This is a genomic window from Streptomyces sp. NPDC014727, from assembly GCF_043083485.1.
Classification (GTDB): Bacteria; Actinomycetota; Actinomycetes; order Streptomycetales; family Streptomycetaceae; genus Streptomyces.
Genome location: NZ_JBIBYR010000002.1, coordinates 506,354 through 526,070 on the forward strand (window position 1 = coordinate 506,354; position 19,717 = coordinate 526,070).

21 protein-coding genes are annotated in these 19,717 nt (G+C 70.8%); 9 read left to right on the top strand and 12 right to left on the bottom strand.

All coding sequences use genetic code 11. From position 1 onward, the window contains the following. Window positions 1-61 precede the first annotated feature (61 nt). Together ACF1B9_RS05940 and ACF1B9_RS05945 are read right to left on the bottom strand one after the other, a co-directional pair. Entirely contained in the window at window positions 62-619 is a 558-nt protein-coding gene (locus ACF1B9_RS05940) for a DUF1003 domain-containing protein (RefSeq protein WP_391739284.1), read from the bottom strand. Further along, window positions 609-1,883 carry a magnesium transporter MgtE N-terminal domain-containing protein gene (locus tag ACF1B9_RS05945; RefSeq protein WP_391739285.1) on the bottom strand — a complete coding sequence of 425 codons (1,275 nt, stop codon included), beginning with the start codon at window positions 1,881-1,883 and terminating at the stop codon, window positions 609-611. The genes ACF1B9_RS05940 and ACF1B9_RS05945 overlap by 11 nt, the downstream gene beginning before the upstream one ends. Window positions 1,884-2,086: 203 nt before the next feature. On the opposite strand from ACF1B9_RS05945, the gene ACF1B9_RS05950 reads away from it, so the two are divergent. Then, a complete protein-coding gene (locus ACF1B9_RS05950) occupies window positions 2,087-2,851 on the top strand; it encodes a hypothetical protein (RefSeq protein WP_391739286.1) in 765 nt (254 codons plus the stop codon). Window positions 2,852-2,981: 130 nt separating this feature from the next. Here ACF1B9_RS05950 and ACF1B9_RS05955 read toward each other — a convergent pair whose 3' ends face one another. After that, the gene (locus tag ACF1B9_RS05955; protein WP_391739287.1) at window positions 2,982-3,497 is read right to left on the bottom strand and encodes a hypothetical protein; all 516 of its coding nucleotides are present in this window, start codon (window positions 3,495-3,497) and stop codon (window positions 2,982-2,984) included. Between the two features lie 12 nt (window positions 3,498-3,509). Continuing rightward, the gene (locus ACF1B9_RS05960; RefSeq protein WP_391739288.1) at window positions 3,510-4,625 is read right to left on the bottom strand and encodes a magnesium and cobalt transport protein CorA; all 1,116 of its coding nucleotides are present in this window, start codon (window positions 4,623-4,625) and stop codon (window positions 3,510-3,512) included. 409 nt (window positions 4,626-5,034) lie between these two features. On the opposite strand from ACF1B9_RS05960, the gene ACF1B9_RS05965 reads away from it, so the two are divergent. Continuing rightward, the gene (locus ACF1B9_RS05965; RefSeq protein WP_391739289.1) at window positions 5,035-5,667 is read left to right on the top strand and encodes a suppressor of fused domain protein; all 633 of its coding nucleotides are present in this window, start codon (window positions 5,035-5,037) and stop codon (window positions 5,665-5,667) included. Window positions 5,668-5,761: 94 nt separating this feature from the next. On the opposite strand, the gene ACF1B9_RS05970 is transcribed toward ACF1B9_RS05965, so the two are convergent. After that, entirely contained in the window at window positions 5,762-6,994 is a 1,233-nt protein-coding gene (locus ACF1B9_RS05970) for an MFS transporter (RefSeq protein WP_391739290.1), read from the bottom strand. Window positions 6,995-7,151: 157 nt separating this feature from the next. On the opposite strand from ACF1B9_RS05970, the gene ACF1B9_RS05975 reads away from it, so the two are divergent. The 3 genes from ACF1B9_RS05975 (at window position 7,152) to ACF1B9_RS05985 (ending at window position 9,594) form a co-directional block, all read left to right on the top strand. Next, window positions 7,152-7,790, top strand: a complete 639-nt coding sequence (locus ACF1B9_RS05975) for a DUF6758 family protein (RefSeq protein WP_391739291.1) — start codon at window positions 7,152-7,154, stop codon at window positions 7,788-7,790. Between the two features lie 154 nt (window positions 7,791-7,944). After that, window positions 7,945-8,811 (top strand): PHP domain-containing protein, encoded by an 867-nt coding sequence (locus ACF1B9_RS05980; protein WP_391739292.1) that lies wholly within the window; start codon window positions 7,945-7,947, stop codon window positions 8,809-8,811. A gap of 177 nt (window positions 8,812-8,988) precedes the next feature. Continuing rightward, window positions 8,989-9,594, top strand: a complete 606-nt coding sequence (locus tag ACF1B9_RS05985; protein ID WP_093897497.1) for a MarC family protein — start codon at window positions 8,989-8,991, stop codon at window positions 9,592-9,594. Window positions 9,595-9,670: 76 nt separating this feature from the next. Here the strand turns inward: ACF1B9_RS05985 and ACF1B9_RS05990 are convergent, their stop codons facing one another. Next, window positions 9,671-9,823: a hypothetical protein gene (locus ACF1B9_RS05990; RefSeq protein ID WP_015611185.1), complete on the bottom strand. Its 153-nt coding sequence runs from the start codon at window positions 9,821-9,823 to the stop codon at window positions 9,671-9,673. Window positions 9,824-10,044: 221 nt separating this feature from the next. On the opposite strand from ACF1B9_RS05990, the gene ACF1B9_RS05995 reads away from it, so the two are divergent. Further along, the gene (locus ACF1B9_RS05995; RefSeq protein ID WP_376216101.1) at window positions 10,045-10,932 is read left to right on the top strand and encodes an NYN domain-containing protein; all 888 of its coding nucleotides are present in this window, start codon (window positions 10,045-10,047) and stop codon (window positions 10,930-10,932) included. Between the two features lie 51 nt (window positions 10,933-10,983). On the opposite strand, the gene ACF1B9_RS06000 is transcribed toward ACF1B9_RS05995, so the two are convergent. Further along, a complete protein-coding gene (locus tag ACF1B9_RS06000) occupies window positions 10,984-11,832 on the bottom strand; it encodes an alpha/beta fold hydrolase (RefSeq protein WP_391739293.1) in 849 nt (282 codons plus the stop codon). Between the two features lie 162 nt (window positions 11,833-11,994). Further along, window positions 11,995-13,824, bottom strand: coding sequence for a DEAD/DEAH box helicase (locus tag ACF1B9_RS06005; RefSeq protein WP_391739341.1), 1,830 nt, complete (start codon window positions 13,822-13,824; stop codon window positions 11,995-11,997). A gap of 470 nt (window positions 13,825-14,294) precedes the next feature. Between ACF1B9_RS06005 and ACF1B9_RS06010 the strand changes: the two genes are divergently transcribed. Beyond that, window positions 14,295-15,029: a ferritin-like fold-containing protein gene (locus ACF1B9_RS06010; protein ID WP_391739294.1), complete on the top strand. Its 735-nt coding sequence runs from the start codon at window positions 14,295-14,297 to the stop codon at window positions 15,027-15,029. Window positions 15,030-15,080: 51 nt separating this feature from the next. On the opposite strand, the gene ACF1B9_RS06015 is transcribed toward ACF1B9_RS06010, so the two are convergent. The 4 genes from ACF1B9_RS06015 to ACF1B9_RS06030 form a co-directional block, all read right to left on the bottom strand. Beyond that, window positions 15,081-15,350: a hypothetical protein gene (locus tag ACF1B9_RS06015; RefSeq protein ID WP_391739295.1), complete on the bottom strand. Its 270-nt coding sequence runs from the start codon at window positions 15,348-15,350 to the stop codon at window positions 15,081-15,083. Between the two features lie 234 nt (window positions 15,351-15,584). Next, on the bottom strand, window positions 15,585-15,812 hold the full coding sequence (locus ACF1B9_RS06020; protein ID WP_351201915.1) for a DUF3107 domain-containing protein: 228 nt from the start codon (window positions 15,810-15,812) through the stop codon (window positions 15,585-15,587). A gap of 142 nt (window positions 15,813-15,954) precedes the next feature. Further along, complete coding sequence (locus ACF1B9_RS06025) at window positions 15,955-16,596, bottom strand: TetR/AcrR family transcriptional regulator (RefSeq protein ID WP_239227244.1); 642 nt, start codon at window positions 16,594-16,596, stop codon at window positions 15,955-15,957. 168 nt (window positions 16,597-16,764) lie between these two features. Then, a complete protein-coding gene (locus ACF1B9_RS06030) occupies window positions 16,765-16,980 on the bottom strand; it encodes a hypothetical protein (RefSeq protein WP_391739296.1) in 216 nt (71 codons plus the stop codon). Window positions 16,981-17,089: 109 nt separating this feature from the next. Here ACF1B9_RS06030 and ACF1B9_RS06035 point away from each other — a divergent pair, with 109 nt between their 5' ends. Together ACF1B9_RS06035 and ACF1B9_RS06040 are read left to right on the top strand one after the other, a co-directional pair. Further along, window positions 17,090-18,055 carry an alpha/beta fold hydrolase gene (locus tag ACF1B9_RS06035; protein ID WP_391739297.1) on the top strand — a complete coding sequence of 322 codons (966 nt, stop codon included), beginning with the start codon at window positions 17,090-17,092 and terminating at the stop codon, window positions 18,053-18,055. Window positions 18,056-18,063: 8 nt separating this feature from the next. Further along, window positions 18,064-19,317 (top strand): DUF3152 domain-containing protein, encoded by a 1,254-nt coding sequence (locus tag ACF1B9_RS06040; RefSeq protein WP_391739298.1) that lies wholly within the window; start codon window positions 18,064-18,066, stop codon window positions 19,315-19,317. Window positions 19,318-19,717: the final 400 nt, after the last annotated feature.

Here is a 19,717-nt window from a genome sequence, read left to right on the forward strand (position 1 = left end):
AAAGGGTGGTGCGGGCGGCACGAAGGCGTGCGGCACCCGCTGCTACGCGTGAGTAACCCCGTCAGTGGTCCTCGTCGCTCTCGGCCGGGAGCGGCGTGTGCCGGTCCCCCAGGCCCCTCATGAGGTCCTCCAGCTCGGAGCGGATCCAGTCGCGCGTGGCGACCTCGCCGAGGCCCATCCGCAGTGCCGCGATCTCGCGGGTGAGGTACTCGGTGTCCGCGATGGAGCGCTCGTTCTGCTTGCGGTCCTGCTCGTAGGTGACCCGGTCGCGGTCGGCCTGCCGGTTCTGCGCGAGCAGGATCAGCGGGGCCGCGTACGAGGCCTGGAGCGACAGGACCAGCGTCAGGAAGATGAACGGGTACGCGTCGAACCGCCACCCCACGGGCGCGAAGGCGTTCCACACCACCCAGACGATGATGACCAGCGTCATCCAGGCGATGAATCTCCACGTGCCCAGGAACCGGGCGATCCGTTCGGAGAGCCGGCCGAACGACTCGGGGTCGTACTCGGGCAGCAGCCGACGCCGCGGGGCCTTCGGCTGATCCAGCCGGGAACGGGGCGGGCGCGTGATGCCGGAGGCCCCCGTCGGCACTCCCTTCGCACGGTCCTCACCGGCCACTGGCGATCTCCTCCTCACCGTGGAAGTCCGTCTCCCGCCAGTCCTCGGGGAGCAGGTGGTCGAGGACGTCGTCGACGGTCACCGCGCCGAGCAGCGACCCGCTCTCGTCCACGACCGGCACCGAGACCAGGTTGTACGCGGCCAGATAGCTGGTCACGGCCGGCAGCGGGGTGTCCGGCGCCAGAGGGACGAGATCACTGTCGACGATCGAGCTGACCAGCGCGTACGGCGGATCGCGCAGCAGCCGCTGGAAGTGCACGGTGCCCAGGTACTTGCCGGTCGGTGTCTCGTCCGGCGAGCGGCACACGTACACCTGGGCGGCGAGCGCCGGCGACAGGTCCGCCTGCCGGACCCGCGCGAGCGCGTCGGCGACGGTCGCGTCCGGGCGCAGAATGATCGGCTCGGTGGTCATCAGGCCGCCCGCGGTCCGTTCCTCGTACGACATGAGGCGCCGCACATCGGCCGCGTCGTCCGGGCGCATCAGGGTCAGCAGCCGCTCCTTGTCCTCCTCGGGCAGCTCGGACAGCAGGTCGGCCGCGTCGTCCGGGTCCATGGCCTCCAGGACATCGGCGGCGCGCTCCTCCTGGAGCTTGCCGATGATCTCCACCTGGTCGTCCCCGGGCAGTTCCTCCAGGACGTCGGCGAGTCGGTCGTCGTCGAGCGCGGCGGCGACCTCGGCCCGTCGCTTCGCTGACAGATGGTGCAACGCGTTGGCCACGTCCGTGGGGCGCAGCTGCTCGAACGTGGCGACCAGGGACTCGGTGCCCTGCCCGTGTTCCTCCAGCGAGAAACCGCTGACCGCCGACCACTCGACCGTCAGGGTCTCGCCCTTGCGGCGCAGCGCACCGCCCTTGCCCTTGCGCACGAAGTACTTGTCGATCTCCCAGTCGCGGCGGGCCGGAAGCTGCTGGATGGCGACATCGAGGACGGTGACCTCCTCGCCGGTCTCCACGAGACGGACGCGCCGGTCGAGGAACTCACCGAGCACCAGGCGTTCGGTGGGCCGCTGTTCGAAGCGCCGCATGTTGACCACGCCGGTGGTGATGACCTGGCCGGACTCGATCCCCGTCACCCGGATCATCGGGAGGAAGATCCGGCGGCGGCTGAGCACCTCGACGACCAGGCCTAGCAGCCGGGGCGGCCGGCCGCCGACCCGCAGCATCGCGACCAGATCGCGGACGCGGCCCACCTGATCGCCGTTGGGGTCGAAGACCGGCACGCCGGCGAGATGCGAGACGAAGACCCGGGGGGCGCCTGCCGCCATGGTGCGCCTCCTTCTTCCGTGTACGACTTCCCTGTCCGGTCTGTTTGACAGCTAATTAACCGTTATGACGGGATCAGGCTAGCCCGTACCGCTCCGGGCTGCCCCGGTGGACCCGTCCGTACGGCTCCCTGCCGGAAGGCATGAACGGCACGGGTACGCTGCCGTCTGCCAACCCCGCCATGCAGATGAGAGGCAGTGCGCCCGTGACCGCTTCCGTTCCGCCCGTCCGGGCCCGACGCCGGACCGCCCTCGCCGTTGTGCTCTGCGCGGGACTGACCGCCGCCCTCACGGCGTGCGGGGGCGAGGACCCGGACAAGGGGACCAACGGGGTCGGCAGACTCACCGCCGAGCAGATCGAGAAGAAGGCGCAGACCGCCGCGGCCTCGGCCGACGCGGTGCGCCTCGCCGGGAAGCTGGTCAGCAAGGGCGGCACCTACCAGCTCGACATGCGGCTCAGGGAGAAGGGCGGCACCGGCTCCGTCGTCTCGAAGGACAGCACCTTCGAGCTGCTGCGGATCGGTGACGATCTCTACCTCAAGGCGGACTCGGGCTTCTGGAGCCACGACGAGAAGCCCGGCGCCGGCACCCACGCGGGCGGGGCCGCCGCGGACAAGCTCCAGGACAAATACGTGAAGGTGCCCGAGGGCGACCCCACGTACAGGCAGCTGCGCGGCTTCACGGAGAAGAAGACTCTGCTCGACGGGTTGCTCACGCTGCACGGCACCCTCGACAAGGGCGACCGCGGGACGGTCGGACCGACCCGGACCATTCAGATCACGGGCGGCAAGGGCGAGGGCGGCATGCTCGACGTCTCGCTGGAGGGCGCGCCGTATCCGCTGCGGTTCGCGCGCGCCGCCGGCGGGGGGATCGTGACGCTGTCGGACTGGGGCAAGGACTTCCCGCTCCAGGCCCCGGCGAAGGAGGACACGGTCGACTACGGACAGCAGCTGCCCAAGACGTCGTCCTGAGGTCGGCCGAGCGGCACCCGAACCGGCCGTTCCGGCCCGACCGACCGGTCGTGCCCGGCTCCGGTCACCACGTCCGGCCCGCCCGGCAGCGCCGCGTCCGGATCGCCGTGCCGGTCCCGCCGGACCCGGGTCAGCCCTTGCGTCCCCGCTTCAGCAGCCGCGGCAGCCCGGCCGGTACCGGTCGTCGCGTGGTCGCGGACGTCGGCAGGGGCGCCGCGGCCAGTGAGCCGTCCGGAAGCTCCGTACGGAATGTGCCGGGCGTCAGCCGCAGCACCCGGCACTCGCGCGCCCACCGCTCCGTCATCCGCTCGGCGTCCGGTGCGTTCAGCCGCTTGCCCTTGAGTTCGGCGACCGCGGCCTCCCACTCCTCGGAGTGCGGTGCGAGCTCCGCCACGGCGGCCGTCCAGGCCACCAGCCGACCGCCCTTGTCCTTGCTGCGTACGGTCACCTCGGCGGCACAACCGTCGACGAGGCCGGCCGGGAGCGGCTGCTCGCCGGGGCCGTCGCCGACCAGATGCGCCGCGCCCTCGTGCCACACGTGCCACAGCGCCCGCGCGGGCCCGGTGCCCCGCACCCAGATGAGGCCGGACTTCTTGGTGGCCTCCTCGACGAGAGCCCGGCCCAGCGGCACGTCAGCAGCAGTCATACCCGAACTCTATTAGAGCCAGCCGTTGCGCTTGAGCGTGCGGTGGATGGAGAAGCAGACCACCCCGATGACCCCCAGCACCATCGGGTAGCCGTACCTCCAGCCCAGCTCGGGCATGTGCTTGAAGTTCATGCCGTAGACACCGCAGATCATCGTCGGTACGGCGACGATCGCCGCCCAGGACGTGATCTTGCGCATGTCCTCGTTCTGCGCGACGGTCGCCTGCGCCAGGTTGGCCTGGAGGATCGAGTTCAGCAGTTCGTCGAAGCCGATGACTTCCTCGTGCACCCGTGCCAGGTGGTCGGCGACGTCACGGAAGTACTTCTGGATGTCGGGGTCGATCAGCCGCATCGGCCGCTCGCTCAGCAGTTGCATCGGTCGCAGCAGCGGCGACACGGCCCGCTTGAACTCCAGGACCTCACGCTTGAGCTGGTAGATCCGGCCGGCGTCGGAGCCGCGCGGGCTGCCCTTCGTGGGGGTGGAGAAGACCTCGATCTCCACCTCGTCGATGTCGTCCTGGACCGCGCCGGCCACCGCGATGTAGCCGTCGACGACATGGTCGGCGATGGAGTGCAGGACCGCGGAGGGCCCCTTGGCGAGCAGCTCGGGGTCGTCCTGCAGCCGGTGCCGCAGCGCGCGCAGCGAGCCGTGGCCGCCGTGCCGCACGGTGATGACGAAGTCCCGGCCGGTGAAGCACATCACCTCGCCGGTCTCGACGACCTCGCTGCTCGCGGTGAGCTCGGTGTGCTCGACGTAGTGGATGGTCTTGAAGACGGTGAAGAGCGTGTCGTCGTACCGCTCCAGCTTCGGTCGCTGGTGGGCGTGGACCGCGTCCTCGACGGCGAGCGGGTGGAGCCCGAACTCCCGGGCGATCCCGGCGAATTCCTCCTCGGTCGGCTCGTGCAGTCCGATCCAGGCGAAGCCGCCCTCCTCGCGCACCTGGAGCATCGCCTCGTGCGGCGTGCGGCAGGTGCCGCTCTCCAGGCGCCGTCCGTCGCGGTAGACCGCGCAGTCGACCACCGCGCTGGAGACGGACGGGTCCCGGGTGGTGTCGTAACTGTTGTGCAGGGCGTTGCTCTTGCGCAGGGACGGGCGCACGGCGGCGCGCAGGTCGCGGATCATCGACATGGCTGGCTCCTTCACGGAGGGCCGTCGTCGGGCACGTGGAACAGCCCGGAATGGGGACGTGTGCTCACGTCCGCAAAGCGGGCGGCACCGCGGCGGCGCGATGACGGCGTTCGCTACAGACAGGCAAAAGGGAAGTGCTCTTCCGTCGTGCGCAATGCCATGGGCCTTGACCGAGAAGGCTTCAGATCACCGAAGAGAGGTGAGGTGCGGAAGAGCGGTTGGTACTGCACGGTCGACTTCGATCCATGGCAGCCCCACCTCCTCCGGCCGGTCCCCCGTGGGGGATGACGTGTCGTCGGGGCTGAGAGCGACGCTTCTGCGTGCTGCCCCGACCAGCGGCCAAGACTATCAGCCGTCCGAGGGTCAATCCTTTACTTTGCCCGTTCCATACGCGTCCTATGCTCGCGGGATGGGAGAAATTCTTGCTCTGGTCGAGGCCCGGCTGCTCACGGCCCTCGGCGAACCGGACGCGCGCGCCGCGGTGACGTTTCTCGGCACGGACCGCATCGAGGTGCTCCGTTTCGCCGACGGCGACGTGGTGCGCTACGCCACGCTCGGCATGTCCGCGCAGCCGATGACCGATCCGACCGCGACCCTCGCGGACCCGGTCAAGGGGCCGCGCGCCGAGCTGATCCTCTCCGTACGCGCGGGGCTCGCCGACACCGACAAGGTGCTGCGCCCGCTGGCGGTGCTGGCGGCCTCCCCGCAGGTCGAGGGGCTGATCGTGGCGCCCGGCGCCTCGCTGGACGTCGGTGAGCCGCTGTGGCCCGGGGCGCCGTTCAGCTCCGTACTGGTCGCCGAGCCGGGCGGGCTGGTCGAGGATCTGGATCCGAATGAGCCCACGCCCGGCGGCCCGGGGCGGGACGGCGGTCCGGAGGCGGCCGGCCCCATGGATCCGGTGCGGTTCCTGCCGTTGCTGCCGATGACGCACAACGAGGCCGCGTGGAAGCGGGTCCGGGGTGCGCAGGAACTCCAGGAGCGGTGGCTCTCGCGCGGTACGGATCTGCGTGATCCGCTCCGTGCCTCGGTCGACCTGGACTGAGACGCACGTCATGCCGGGCGTGGGGGAGCCCCGCCGCGCGGCCAGGAGGGAGAGCCGCGGGCGGGGCGGAACGGGGGCCGGGCCGGCGCCGTGGTCAGTCGGCGAAGACCGTGACGCCGTCCTCGGTGGCGTGCTTCGGCTCCAGTTCCTCCGCGTCGTGGGTCAGCGCCGTACGCCGGATCCAGACGACGACCGCGCCGGCCACAGCCGTGATCGCGGCGACCACGAAGGGGATGTGGATGTCGCTCCACTCCTCGATCTTCGGGGCGAGGTACGGGGCGGCGGCCGCGGCGAACCAGCGGACGAAGTTGTAGCCCGCGCTCGCCACCGGGCGCGGCGCGTCCGACACACCGAGCGCCAGCTCCGTGTAGACGGTGTTGTTCATGCCGATGAAGGCGCCGGAGACGACCGTGCAGACGACGGCGGCGCTGTGGTTGCCGTACCCCAGGACCAGGAGGTCGGCGGCGAGCAGCACCAGCGAGGCACCGAGCACCTTCAACGATCCGAAGCGCTTCTGCAGCCGCGGGGCGACGAGCACCGAGAAGACCGCGAGCAGCAGACCCCAGGCGAAGAAGACCGCACCCGACTTGTACGGCGTCATGTCGAGCACGAACGGAGTGAACGCCAGGATCGTGAAGAACGCGTAGTTGTAGAAGAACGCCGAGGTCGCGACGGAGGCCAGGCCGCCGTGGCCGAGCGCCTTGATCGGGTCGAGCAGTGACGTCCGGCCGGCGGGCCTGGGCTGTTCCTTCAGGAACAGCGTGATGCAGATGAAGCCGATCGCCATCAGCGCGGCCGTGCCGAAGAACGGGTAGCGCCAGCTGGCATCACCGAGCAGGGCGCCGAGCAGGGGACCGCAGGCCATGCCGAGGCCGAGCGCCGACTCGTAGAGCAGGATCGCCGCCGCGCTGCCGCCGGCCGCCGCACCGACGATCACGGCGAGCGCGGTCGAGACGAAGAGCGCGTTGCCCAGGCCCCAGCCGGCCCGGAAGCCGACAAGTTCGGCGACGGACGACGAGGTGCCGGAGAGCGCGGCGAAGACGACGACGAGCGCGAGGCCGGCCAGCAGCGTCCTGCGGCCGCCGATCCGGCTGGAGACGAAGCCCGTGACGAGCATCGCCACGGCGGTGATCAGGAAGTACGAGGTGAAGAGCAGGGACACCTGGCTCGGTGTCGCCTCCAGGCCCTTGGCGATGGACGGCAGAATCGGGTCCACCAGGCCGATTCCCATGAACGCGACGACAGAGGCGCCCGCCGTGGCCCAGACGGCCTTCGGCTGGCGCAGGATGCTGCCCGCTCCCTGATCGAACGGATCCTCTCCTTGCATGGGCCTTCTCGCTCTCCACCAGATCGTTGTGTTATGCACAGAATAAGTTAGAGGAACTAATGAGTGCAAGTTACATTTAATTCCGCAGGGGAGGGCCGCACTACGGACGGGTGATCATCCTTGACGCGACGGCTGACCTGGAGGACCGTTGGTCGCTATGAGGGGCGAACCCAGTTGCCCGAAGTGTGGAGGCCGGGTCAGGGCGCCCGGTCTCTTTGCCGACACCTGGCAGTGCTCTCAGCACGGCAGTGTGCAACCGCTGCAACCGGTCGTCCCGCCCAGCGTCGAGGCGCTGGGCGTGGTCGTGCGCCGTGCCCGGGTGCCGGTGTGGATGCCCTGGCCGTTGCCGGTGGGCTGGCTGTTCACGGGCGTGGCGAGCGCCGGTGACGAGCGCAGCGGCGGCCGTGCCACCGTCGTCGCCTGCTCCGGTCCCGGCCCCGTCGGCGGCATGGGCGAGCTGCTGCTGGTCACCGAGGAGCTCGGTGTCGGGCTCGGGGCGCGCTACGCCGGGATCGACGGCCCCGACCCCGGGCCGCATCTGGATGTCGACGGCCCGCCGGACGTCAAGATGCTCGCGGCCGGACGTCCCACTCCGCTCTGGCACGTCAAGGGCGCTCCCGAGGACCGCGCGGTCTTCGCGGGCGAGGCTCGCGGGCTCTGGCTCTGGGCGATCGTCTGGCCCGAGCAGTCGGGGCTGCTGATGTACGACGAGCTGGTGCTCGCCGATCTGCGCGAGGCTGGGGGAGAGATGGACCTCGTGCCGTGCGGGGCGCTCACCCCGCGCCTGCTCGACTGAGGGCTGTCCCGTGATCCCGGGCGGGCTTCGGGAGCCGGTGGAGGCCTCCGGCCGCAGCACCGGCCGGGGCGAACGGAGCCCGGCCGGGTGGTGTCCGGATGCCGGTTATCCTTGAACGTCCCCCTGTCCGGCCCCGAGCACTGGAGTACGCGTCGTGCGCATCGACCTGCACACCCACTCCACCGCGTCGGACGGCACGGACACCCCCGCCGAGCTGGTGCGCAATGCCGCCGCCGCGGGCCTCGACGTCGTCGCCCTCACCGACCACGACACCGTGCGCGGTCATGCCGAGGCGATCGCCGCTCTTCCGGACGGGCTCACCCTCGTCACCGGCGCCGAGCTCTCCTGCCGGATCGACGGTGTGAGCCTGCACCTGCTGGCGTACCTCTTCGACCCCGACGAGCCCGAGCTGACGCGCGAACGCGAGCTGGTGCGGGACGACCGGGTGCCGCGTGCGCGGATCATGGTGGGCAGGCTCCAGGCGCTCGGCGTGCCGATCGAGTGGGAGCGGGTCGCCAGGATCGCCGGGGACGGATCGGTCGGCCGACCGCACATCGCCACCGCGCTCGTCGAACTCGGCGTCGTCGAGACCGTCTCCGACGCCTTCACGCCCGAGTGGCTCGCCAACGGTGGACGCGCGTACGTCGAGAAGCACGAACTCGACCCCTTCGACGCGATCCGGCTGGTCAAGGCCGCCGGCGGCGTCACCGTCTTCGCCCACCCGCTCGCCGTCAAGCGCGGTGAGGTGGTTCCCGAGTCGTCGATCGCGAAGCTTGCCGCCGCGGGCCTCGACGGCATCGAGGTCGATCACATGGACCACGACGAGCCGACCAGGGCCAGGCTGCGCGGCCTCGCCCGGGAGCTGGGGCTGCTGACGACCGGCTCCAGCGACTACCACGGCACCCGCAAGACCGTCGCGCTCGGCGAGTGCACCACCGACCCCGAGATCTACGGCGAGATCACCCGGCGCGCCACGGGGGCCTTCCCGGTGCCGGGCGCGGGCGGACCCCGCCCCGTCTAACGCCGCACGCGTCCCGGCCGGGGCCGAAGCCCCGCGGCCGGCACCGGCGGTCCGACGCGTACCGCCGCTCGTCCCTCTTCCGCATTCCATCGCGCACCCGCGGCCTCCGGGCCGCCGCCCCGGTTTCGGGGTGCGCTCCTCCAGACCGTTTCTCGTTCTTCTCGCGCAAGGCTCACTGTGTTCGACGTCGCTGTCTTCGGATCCCTTTTTCTCACGCTTTTTGTGATTATGGATCCCCCCGGAATCACCCCGATCTTCCTCGCCCTCACCGCGGGCCGCCCCGCCAAGATGCAGCGCAGGATGGCGTTGCAGGCCGTGGCCGTCGCCTTCGGCGTGATCGCCGTCTTCGGGGTGCTCGGCCAGCAGATCCTCGACTATCTGCATGTCTCCGTACCCGCCCTGATGATCGCGGGCGGGCTCCTCCTGCTGCTGATCGCGCTCGATCTGCTCACCGGCAAGACCGACGAGCCGACGCAGACGAAGGACGTCAATGTGGCGCTCGTGCCGCTGGGCATGCCGCTGCTCGCCGGGCCCGGTGCGATCGTCTCGGTGATCCTGGCGGTGCAGCACGCCGACAGCGTGGGGAGCCAGATCTCGGTCTGGTCGGCGATCATCGCCATGCACATCGTGCTCTGGCTGACCATGCGTTACTCGCTGCTGATCATCCGGGTCATCAAGGACGGCGGCGTCGTGCTGGTGACCAGGCTCGCCGGAATGATGCTCTCCGCGATCGCCGTGCAGCAGATCATCAACGGGGTCACCCAGGTCATCCAGAACTCCTGAGGCGCCCGCGGACACCACAGCGCCCCCGTACGGACCGTCCGTACGAGGGCGCTTCGTCTTTGTACGTCGTTGTGCGTTACGAAGCCGAGGATTCGGCCGGGCGGATGTAGATGCGCTGGCCCATGGCTGCGGCCTGCTGCACGATCCGGTTGACGGAGGCGGCGTCCACGACGGTGCTGTCCACGGCGGTACCGTCGACATCGTCGAGTCGCATGATCTCGAAGCGCATAAGGCTTCCCTTCGTCTGATCCTCCTGCTGGAGAACTACTGGGAGGACGGATGACCCGTCCGCAAGGATGGGAGCGCTCGACAGCGATGTCCCGCGCTCCACGACGTGTACAACGGCTTGCCTCCGGCAAACATTCCCTACGCTAAGGAAATTTTTTGGATGTCTAAGTATCAGCAGGTCACCCAGCACGCGCCGGTGACGAGGTCCACGACGAGGCTCGTATGAACGAGGCAGAGATCGGCGAGCGCCTGGACCGCACCAACGAGCTGCTCCAGCGCGTGCTCGCCGAGGTGTCGAAGACCCCCTCGACCCACGCGATCTTCGTGGACGCGGGTTATGTGTACGCCGCGGCCGGACTGCTCGTCACCGGCACCGAGGACCGCCGCTCCTTCGACCTCGACGCGGAAGGGCTGATCGAGGCCTTCATCGACAAGGCCCGCACGATCTTCGCGGACAGCAGACTGCTGCGCGTGTACTGGTACGACGGAGCCAGGAGGCGCATTCACACCGTCGAGCAGCAGTCCATCGCCGAACTGCCCGACGTCAAGGTCAGACTCGGCAACCTCAATGCCAACAACCAGCAGAAGGGCGTCGACTCACTCATCCGCACCGACCTCGAATCGCTCGCCCGGCACCGCGCCATCAGCGACGCGGCGCTCGTCGGCGGCGACGAGGACCTGGTGTCCGCGGTCGAGGCGGCGCAGGGGTACGGGGCCCGCGTGCACCTGTGGGGCATCGAGGCCGGGGAGGGGCGCAATCAGGCCGAACCGCTGCTCTGGGAGGTCGACAGCCAGCGCACCTTCGACCTGGACTTCTGCCGCCCGTACGTCACCAGACGCCCCGTCACCACCTACGAGGAGGACACCCCCGCGCCCTCGCGCGAAGACGTCCGCTTCGTCGGTGCGCAGATCGCCGCGGCCTGGCTGGCCGCCCGGGGCCGGGAGTCCCTCGCCGATCTGCTGCCCGGCCACCCGTATCTGCCGGGCTCGGTCGACCAGGACCTGCTGGTCGAGGCCGAACGGCTGCTGCAGCACTCGCTGCGCGGCCATGCGCATCTGCGCCGGGCGCTGCGAGACGGCTTCTGGCAGCACCTGCAGGCCCAGTACTGAGTTCCGGTGACGGCGCCCGCCCCCGGCCTCGTCGAGTTCCGACGGTGGCGCCTACAGGCTTTCCCAGAAGGAGACGAGCGCGGCCGCCGTCTGCTCGGGACGGTCCGTGTTGGGGGAGTGCTCGGCGCCCGCGATCCGGGTGCGGTGCGCCCCCAGTCGCCGGGCCATCTCGTCGAGGAGCGGCACCGGCCAGGTGTCGTCGCGCTCACCGGAGAGCACATGGACCGGCAGCGCCACGGCGGCGAGTTCGGCCACCCGGTCCGGTTCGGTCGCCAGTTGACGGCCGGTGGCGATCAGCTGGGCGGGCCGGTGGCGCAGCCAGCGCCGGCGCAGCGCCTCGCCGTCGGTCGTCGCGTCCTCGGGCGGGTCGAGGGCGCGCATCGCCTCCCACACCTCGGCCATGCTCAGCGTCGCGAGCGCGTCGCTCAGCATCTTCACCTTGAGCCGCTGGGCCTCGGCGACCTGGGCGGGGCCGGAGGACATGAGCGTCAGTGAACGGAACGGCGAGGCGTCGAGCAGCACGGCGGCGCGGGCGATCTGCCCGCCGAGCGAATGCCCGACCAGATGTACGGAGCCCTCGTCGGCGACGTCGAGTGCTGCCGCCTGCGCCAGCACATCGCGGGCCAACTCGACCTGTGTGTACTGGTCCTGACGGTCCGTCCCCTCGGTTTCGTACTGCCCGCGACCGTCCACGGAGACGATCCGGTACCCGGCGGCGGAGAGTGGTTCCAGCAGTGCGATGAAGTCCTCCTTGCTGCCCGTGTATCCGGGCAGCAGGAGGGCCGTGCCGCGGTGCGCGGTGCGCGGCGGGGCGTCCAGCACGGCGAAGTCCCCGCGCGCGGTGCGGAGCTGGTGGGCGTGGGCGCAGGGGGGCGGGGTGAAGGTGTGCGGCCGGCTCATGGGACGAGGTTATGTCCTGCAACGCCGGACGGGCAGAAGAGCAGGTCCTCGAACGCCGGACGGGCTTGAGGGAACCCTCAAGCCCGTCCGGCGAAATCAGGCACCTCCGGTCGGCGGAGGAGCGGGGTCCGGGGCGAGCCCGGAGGAGGCGGTGCCGCGCGCTCAGCCCTCGGCCTTGGCGGCAGTCGCACGCGGCGCCCGGCGCCTGCGCGGCTTCGTCTCGCCCTCGGCGGCCGGGGCCTCCGCCACGACCTCCGTCTTCGGCTTGGCGGCCGCACGCGTGCGACGGCGCGGCGTCTTCGCGGGCACCGGCTCGGCGATGGGCGCGATCTGGAAATCGACCTCGTCCTCGGCCGGCTTGACCACACGGGTGCGGCGGCGCGGCTTGGTCACCGTCTTCGCGGGCACCGGCTCGGCGATGGGGGCGATCTGGAAGTCGACCTCCTCCGCCACCGGCTTCACGACGGCGGCCCGGGTGCGGCGACGGCGCGGCTTGGCCTCCGGCTCGTCCCCGGCCTCGGCGGCCGGAGCGTCGACCGTGGTCACCGCGGCCTCGGCCGCGACGTCCGCGGCTCCGACGCGGGTGCGGCGCCGACGGCGCGGCGTACGCGGCTCGGACGGGGCGTCGGTCACCTCGGCGGACGGGGCCGGTACCACGGCCGCGGTGCCGGCGGTCTCCCCGACGGCGGGGACGGCCGAACCGCCCCGCGTACGACGACGCTGGCGCGGCGTGCGCGGCGCACGCTCCTCGCGGGCGGCGGGCGCCGCGGAGGCGGCGGAGGACTTGCGGCCGCGGCCGCCCGTCTCGCCGAGGTCCTCGATCTCCTCGGCACGCAGACCCGCGCGGGTCCGCTCGGCGCGCGGCAGGACACCCTTGGTGCCGGCCGGGATGTCGAGCTCCTCGAAGAGGTGCGGCGAGGTGGAGTACGTCTCGACCGGATCGTTGAAGTCCAGGTCCAGCGCCTTGTTGATCAGCTGCCAGCGCGGGATGTCGTCCCAGTCGACCAGCGTGATCGCGATGCCCTTGGCACCGGCCCGACCGGTCCGGCCGATGCGGTGGAGGTACGTCTTCTCGTCCTCCGGCGACTGGTAGTTGATGACGTGGGTCACACCCTCGACATCGATGCCGCGGGCCGCCACGTCGGTGCAGACGAGCACGTCCACCTTGCCGTTGCGGAACGCGCGCAGCGCCTGCTCGCGCGCGCCCTGCCCGAGGTCGCCGTGGACGGCGCCGGAAGCGAAACCGCGCTTCTCCAACTGCTCGGCGATGTCGGCAGCCGTGCGCTTCGTGCGGCAGAAGATCATCGCGAGTCCGCGGCCGTTGGCCTGCAGGATGCGGGAGACCATCTCCGGCTTGTCCATCGAGTGGGCCCGGAAGACATGCTGCGAGATGTTCGCGACGGTCGCGCCCTCGTCGTCGGGCGACGTGGCGCGGATGTGCGTCGGCTGCGACATGTAGCGGCGTGCGAGACCGATGACGGCGCCGGGCATGGTCGCGGAGAAAAGCATCGTCTGGCGCTTCGCCGGAAGCATGGTGATGATCTTCTCGACGTCGGGCAGGAAGCCGAGGTCGAGCATCTCGTCGGCCTCGTCGAGCACGAGCGCACGCACGTGCGAGAGGTCGAGCTTGCGCTGTCCGGCCAGGTCGAGCAGTCGGCCCGGGGTGCCGACGATCACGTCGACGCCCTTCTTCAGGGCTTCTACCTGCGGCTCGTACGCGCGGCCGCCGTAGATCGCGAGAACACGGACGTTACGCACCTTGCCGGCGGTCAGCAGGTCGTTGGTGACCTGCTGGCAGAGCTCGCGGGTGGGGACGACGACCAGTGCCTGCGGCGCCTCGGTCAGCTCCTCCGGCCGGGCCCGGCCGGCCTCGACGTCCGCGAGGACGGTGACGCGCTCCAGCAGCGGAAGACCGAAACCGAGGGTCTTGCCGGTGCCGGTCTTGGCCTGGCCGATGACATCGGAACCGGAGAGCGCGACGGGGAGCGTCATCTCCTGGATGGGGAACGGGGACACGATGCCGACTGCCTCAAGGGCCTCGGCCGTCTCGGGGAGAATCCCGAGTTCTCGGAACGTAGTCAGGGTGCTGCCTCTTCTGTGAGACGCGGTCCGAGGCGAACGCTGGGGGTCGTACCGTGCCGGGGTTGGTCATCCGGCCGTGGATGGGCCGGGTGGCGCGGGACCACTGCCGTCGCTCGAGCGCTCGTGCCGCTGAGGGGGCCCCTCATCTGCGGTCGTACGAGTCGTACGCCCCGCGCGGAGGGCTGTCGGGTCGGAGCCGATCGGGCCACCGACCGGGCATCCTCATTCAATTTCGCGTCACAACCCAAAATACTGAGTAGACGCAATACCACTGTACCCCGGATTTGCGCATGTGTGTCGGGCGAATTCATCGGAACGGTGTGATGTCACTGGCCGGCCGGGCCCTTCCGCCCCCCGTCGGGCGGGCTATTCTGCGCTTCATGGAGACGCCTGACAATGCCAACGAAGCACCCGTGCTCACCGGAATCGCCGCCCAGGACTGGGCCACCGCATCCGTGGAGCCGCAGTACCGCGCAGCGGTCGTGGACCTGCTGGGAGCACTCGCTTACGGGGAGTTGGCGGCCTTCGAGCGGCTCGCCGAGGACGCCAAGCTCGCGCCGACGCTGGCCGACAAGGCGGAGCTGGCGAAGATGGCCTCCGCCGAATTCCATCACTTTGAGCGGCTGACGGACCGGCTGACCGCGATCGAGGTGGAGCCGACCGGCGCGATGGAGCCGTTCGCCAAGGCGCTCGACGACTTCCACCGCCAGACCGCTCCGTCCGACTGGCTGGAGGGCCTGGTCAAGGCCTACGTCGGCGACTCGATCGCCAGTGACTTCTACCGCGAGGTCGCCGCCCGGCTCGACTCGGACACCCGCTCCCTCGTCCTCGCCGTGCTCGACGACACGGGACACGGCAACTTCGCCGTGGAGAAGGTGCGCGCCGCGATCGAGGCCGACCCGCGTGTGGGCGGCCGCCTGGCGCTCTGGGCGCGCCGGCTGATGGGCGAGGCGCTCTCGCAGGCGCAGCGGGTGGTGGCCGACCGTGACGCGCTGTCGACGATGCTCGTGGGCGGCGTGGCGGACGGGTTCGACCTGGCGGAGGTCGGGCGGATGTTCTCGCGGATCACCGAGGCGCACACCAGGCGGATGGCCGCGCTGGGCCTGGCCGCGTAGCACCTTCACCCGGGGCAGTCCGGCGTCCGTCCGCACGGGTGCCGGACGCTCTCAGGCCGCCGCTGAGCGGCTCAGACGGTGGGCTCGGGGGCGGATCAGCAGCGAGAGCGTCACGGCCCCGACCAGTGCCGCGCCGACCAGTGTGGCCACCGAGTGGCCAGGTCCCAGCACCGAGTGCATGAGAAACGCGCCGAACAGGGCCCCCAGAGCGCCGGTGGTGAAGACGGCACGGCGGGACGGGAGCCGATCGGACAGCGAATGGAGCCCCAGCCAGGCCAGGGCGAGTCCGAGCACGACGGAGCCGAGAGGTTCCAGAATCACAGATGATCACCTCGCGTGTTGCGGGGCGGGTAAATCGGTCGTTAGCGGTACTACCCGAGGGTGGCGGAACGCAACCCTCCTCGTACGGGGTTCGCACACAGAATCGCCCCGACGGGCGGAAACGCGGGCGGTGCGCACGGACGGAGCCGCGGACCGGAGCGCGGGCCGGAACGGACAGCGGCCCGGCGGGGGGATCCCCACCGGGCCGCTGTCACGACCACTGAGCGCGCCGCCCTACAGCGCGCCGAACCCCACGCGGCGCGTGCTGGGCTCGCCGATCTCCACGTACGCGATCCGGTCGGCCGGCACCAGGACCTTGCGGCCCTTCTCGTCCGTGAGGCTGAGCAGCTGCGCCTTACCGGTGAGAGCCTCGGCGACCGTGCTCTCGACCTCTTCGGCGGAAAGCCCGCTCTCCAGAACGATCTCCCGGGGCGCGTGCTGCACCCCGATCTTGACCTCCACGGCTATGTCCCTCCGACGGTCAGTCCCTGCGCGGTGAACCGCGCCGTACGCAGCACACATTAGCCCGCTGAGGGGAGCCGTCAGGGGCCGGTGGGCAACGCCCGCAGCGAACACGGGCGGCGGTCGGGCCCGGCCGCCGCCGTCAGTGCTGCTCGATGCCGTGCAGCGGGAAGCCCGCGATGCCCCGCCAGGCCAGCGAGGTGAGCAGCTGAACCGCGGTGTCGCGCGGGATGGCGGACCGGCTGGAGAGCCAGTAGCGGGCGACCACCTGGGAGACGCCGCCCAGACCGACCGCGAGCAGCATGGACTCGTCCTTGGACAGTCCCGTGTCCCCGGCGATGACGTCGGAGATCGCCTCCGCGCACTGCAACGAGACCCGGTCGACGCGCTCGCGGACGGCGGGCTCGTTGGTCAGGTCCGACTCGAAGACCAGCCGGAAGGCGCCGCCCTCGTCCTCCACGTACGCGAAGTACGCGTCCATCGTCGCGGCGACCCTGAGCTTGTTGTCGGTCGTCGACGCCAGCGCCGTACGGACCGCCTGGAGCAATGACTCGCAGTGCTGGTCCAGCAGGGCCAGGTACAGCTCCAGCTTGCCCGGGAAGTGCTGGTAGAGCACCGGCTTGCTGACCCCGGCCCGTTCCGCGATGTCGTCCATGGCCGCGGAGTGGTACCCCTGCGCCACGAATACTTCCTGCGCGGCGCCCAGCAGCTGGTTGCGTCGGGCGCGGCGAGGCAGTCGAGTGCCTCGCGGACGCGCCGCCTCGGTCTGCTCGATGGCTGTCACGCCGCCTCCCAAATATGTGATCGGACACAGCCTTTCCGTGCACGCTGCGCCGTACCGCCATCGTACTTTTGGGTAACCCGGGTGCGCGCGGCGCGGACGCAGAATTTCACGGACCGGACGGCTGCGGTAGCCGCAGATTCGTCGACTGCCAGGGCAAAGCGGGGCGAATCAGCGGTAATCGTCTTCATCCTGTGCGACCACACGAGCCTGTTCCACCGCATCCGCCTCATTGGCGCTGTCCCGGTCGATGCTCGTGAGCGGTTCGTCGCGCCGCTGCTGGAGATCGGTCCGCTGCTCGGCGGCGTCCGCCCGGGGCGTCTCCTGGTCCGGTTCGTCCGGCTGGATGTTCTCGAAGGTCTCCGGGTCGCTGGGGTCGACCGTCATGGTGACTCCCTTCCTTGCTACGAGCGTAGGAGCTACCCCTGCGAGCCGCTATGCGATCTGTGACAGCGAACACATGAATCGTGGTGTGATCGTCTCGTAACATTGCCGCATGTCTTCGACCGAGCTGCCGGGCCTGCGCGCCGCCGCCGCCGCGGTGGCCCCCACGGTGAGCACCGTCAGGGTCGCGGAGGGTGAGGAGCTGCGCTCCGTCGCGCTGCCCGGTCTGACGCTGACCGTCCGGACCCGGCCGCCGGAGCGGACCGGGCTGCCGCCCGCGCTCTACGTGCACGGGCTCGGCGGCTCCTCCCAGAACTGGTCGGCGCTGATGCCACTGCTCCAGGACCTGGTGGACGGGGAGGCGGTCGACCTGCCCGGTTTCGGGGACTCGCCGCCGCCGGACGACGGCAACTACTCGGTCACCGGACATGCCCGCGCCGTGATCCGCCTCCTCGACGCGGCGGAGCGCGGACCGGTTCATCTCTTCGGTAATTCGCTCGGCGGTGCCGTGGCCACCCGGGTCGCCGCGGTCCGTCCCGACCTGGTACGCACCCTCACTCTCGTCTCGCCCGCATTGCCCGAGATCCGGGTGCAGCGTTCCGCCGCGCCGACCGGACTGCTCGCCCTTCCGGGTGTCGCCAAGCTGTTCGCCCGTATGACCAGGGACTGGACCGCCGAAGAACGCACGCGCGGTGTCATGGCGCTCTGTTACGGCGATCCGGCGCGCGTCTCCGAGTCGGGCTTCCGCGAAGCGGTGGCCGAAATGGAGCGTCGGCTGGAACTGCCGTACTTCTGGGACGCGATGGCGCGCTCGGCACGTGGCATCGTCGACGCGTACACGCTGGGCGGCCAGCACGGGCTGTGGCGCCAGGCCGAGCGGGTGCTCGCACCGACCCAGCTCGTGTACGGCGGACGGGACCAGCTCGTCTCGTACCGGATGGCACGCAGGGCGTCCGCGGCCTTCCGGGATTCGCGACTGCTGACACTGCCCGACGCGGGGCACGTGGCGATGATGGAGTACCCGGAGGCGGTCGCCCAGGCGTTCCGGGATCTGCTCGACGAACTCGGCGGGAGCTGATCCGGGGCGTGGGACGACACAGCCGAAAGGGCCCCGCGACCACGGGGGGCGATACCGAGGCCCTCGCGGACGCGGGCGCCGGCCGGGAAGGCGTCCGCCCGGGGCCCGGCAGCGGGCGGCGCCGGAAGTCGGCCGATGCGCCGGCCGGTACGGACGGGCACGCCCCGTTCCAGCACACCGGCCATGTCCGCGGCGGCCACCCCGAACAGCGTGAACCCGGTGGCGGCTGGGGGACCGGCCCGCAGCAGACGGTGCCCCGGCGCGCTCAGCAGACGGGTGCCCGGCCGCTGGTGCCCGGGCCGCGGCGCGAGTTCGTCGAGGCCTTCGACGCGCCACCCGCTCCGCCCGCGCCCCGGGGGCCCTCCGCCCCGCCCGCCCCGCCCGCCGATCCGAACGGCTCGGTCGGCGAGCACGACGAGCAGCCGTCGAGCGGTGACACCGGCGCACCGGCGTCCGCCAGGAGCACCAGGGGCCGCACGTTCACCGGCATCGCGGCCGCCGCGGTGACCACCGTGCTCGCGGTGGTCGTGGCCGGACAGGTCGCCCACGACGACGGTGGCACCGATACCGCGCGGTCCGCGGGCGCCGACCGGGACGGCACCGAGGGCGCATCCCGCTCGGACGACCGGTCGACCCCGAAGCCGGCGCAGGTCAAGCCCCTTTCGTACGCGGAGAAGATGGCCAAGGCCTATCCGCTCGCGCCGAAGCTCCACGGCTCCGGGAAGTTCGAGGTGGTTCCGGGCTCGGCGAAGGCCCCGGGCCGGGGGCACAAGTACCGCTACCGCATAGATGTCGAGAAGGGCCTCGGGCTCGACGCGGGGCTCTTCGCCCGAGCCGTCCAGGAGACGCTCAACGACGACCGCAGCTGGGCGCACGACGGCGCCATGACGTTCGAGCGGATCTCCTCCGGCGACCCCGATTTCGTGATAACCCTGGCCAGTCCCGGGACCACCGGGGACTGGTGCCGGAAGTCGGGCCTGGACACGACGGAGGACAACGTCTCGTGCGACTCCGCCGCGACCGAACGCGTGATGATCAACGCCTACCGCTGGGCGCAGGGGTCGTCGACGTTCGGTCCGGACAAACTCTTCGCCTACCGCCGGATGCTGATCAACCATGAGGTCGGTCACCGGCTGGGCCATGACCATGTGAGGTGCAGCACGCCGGGAGCGCTCGCTCCGGTGATGCAGCAGCAGACCAAGTCCCTGAACATCGACGGGATCGCATGCCGGCCCAACGCCTGGGTGTACCCCACCAGTTGAATCGGAAGGGGCACGGCTCGGGGGTGTCAGTGAGTTCCGGCCATCTCTTCCCATGTGCCGACCGGTTGTATGCACTCGCTCTCGTGTTGCTGCCTGCGCGGAAATTCCTCGGCGGCCTCCGGGCCCAGCGACCGGGTCGCCGTCGCTCGCGGCGGTCCGCCGCGCAGCTCGCAAGGAGCTGGCCCCGGCCCGACTCTCCGTAACCGATCACTCCCATAGCGCGACTGAACGCCACTGGAGCGGGAAAGTTACGACGGTTCACCCCTTTCGGTGGCGCGACGGACAACCGTCCGTCGCGCCCCCCCGGCATCACCGGGAGCTGCTCCCCCGGTGACTGGCCCTCCCCCCCGCCGGCCCCCCAACGGGCAACTGGGGGGTGCACGCGGGGGTGCGCGTCACC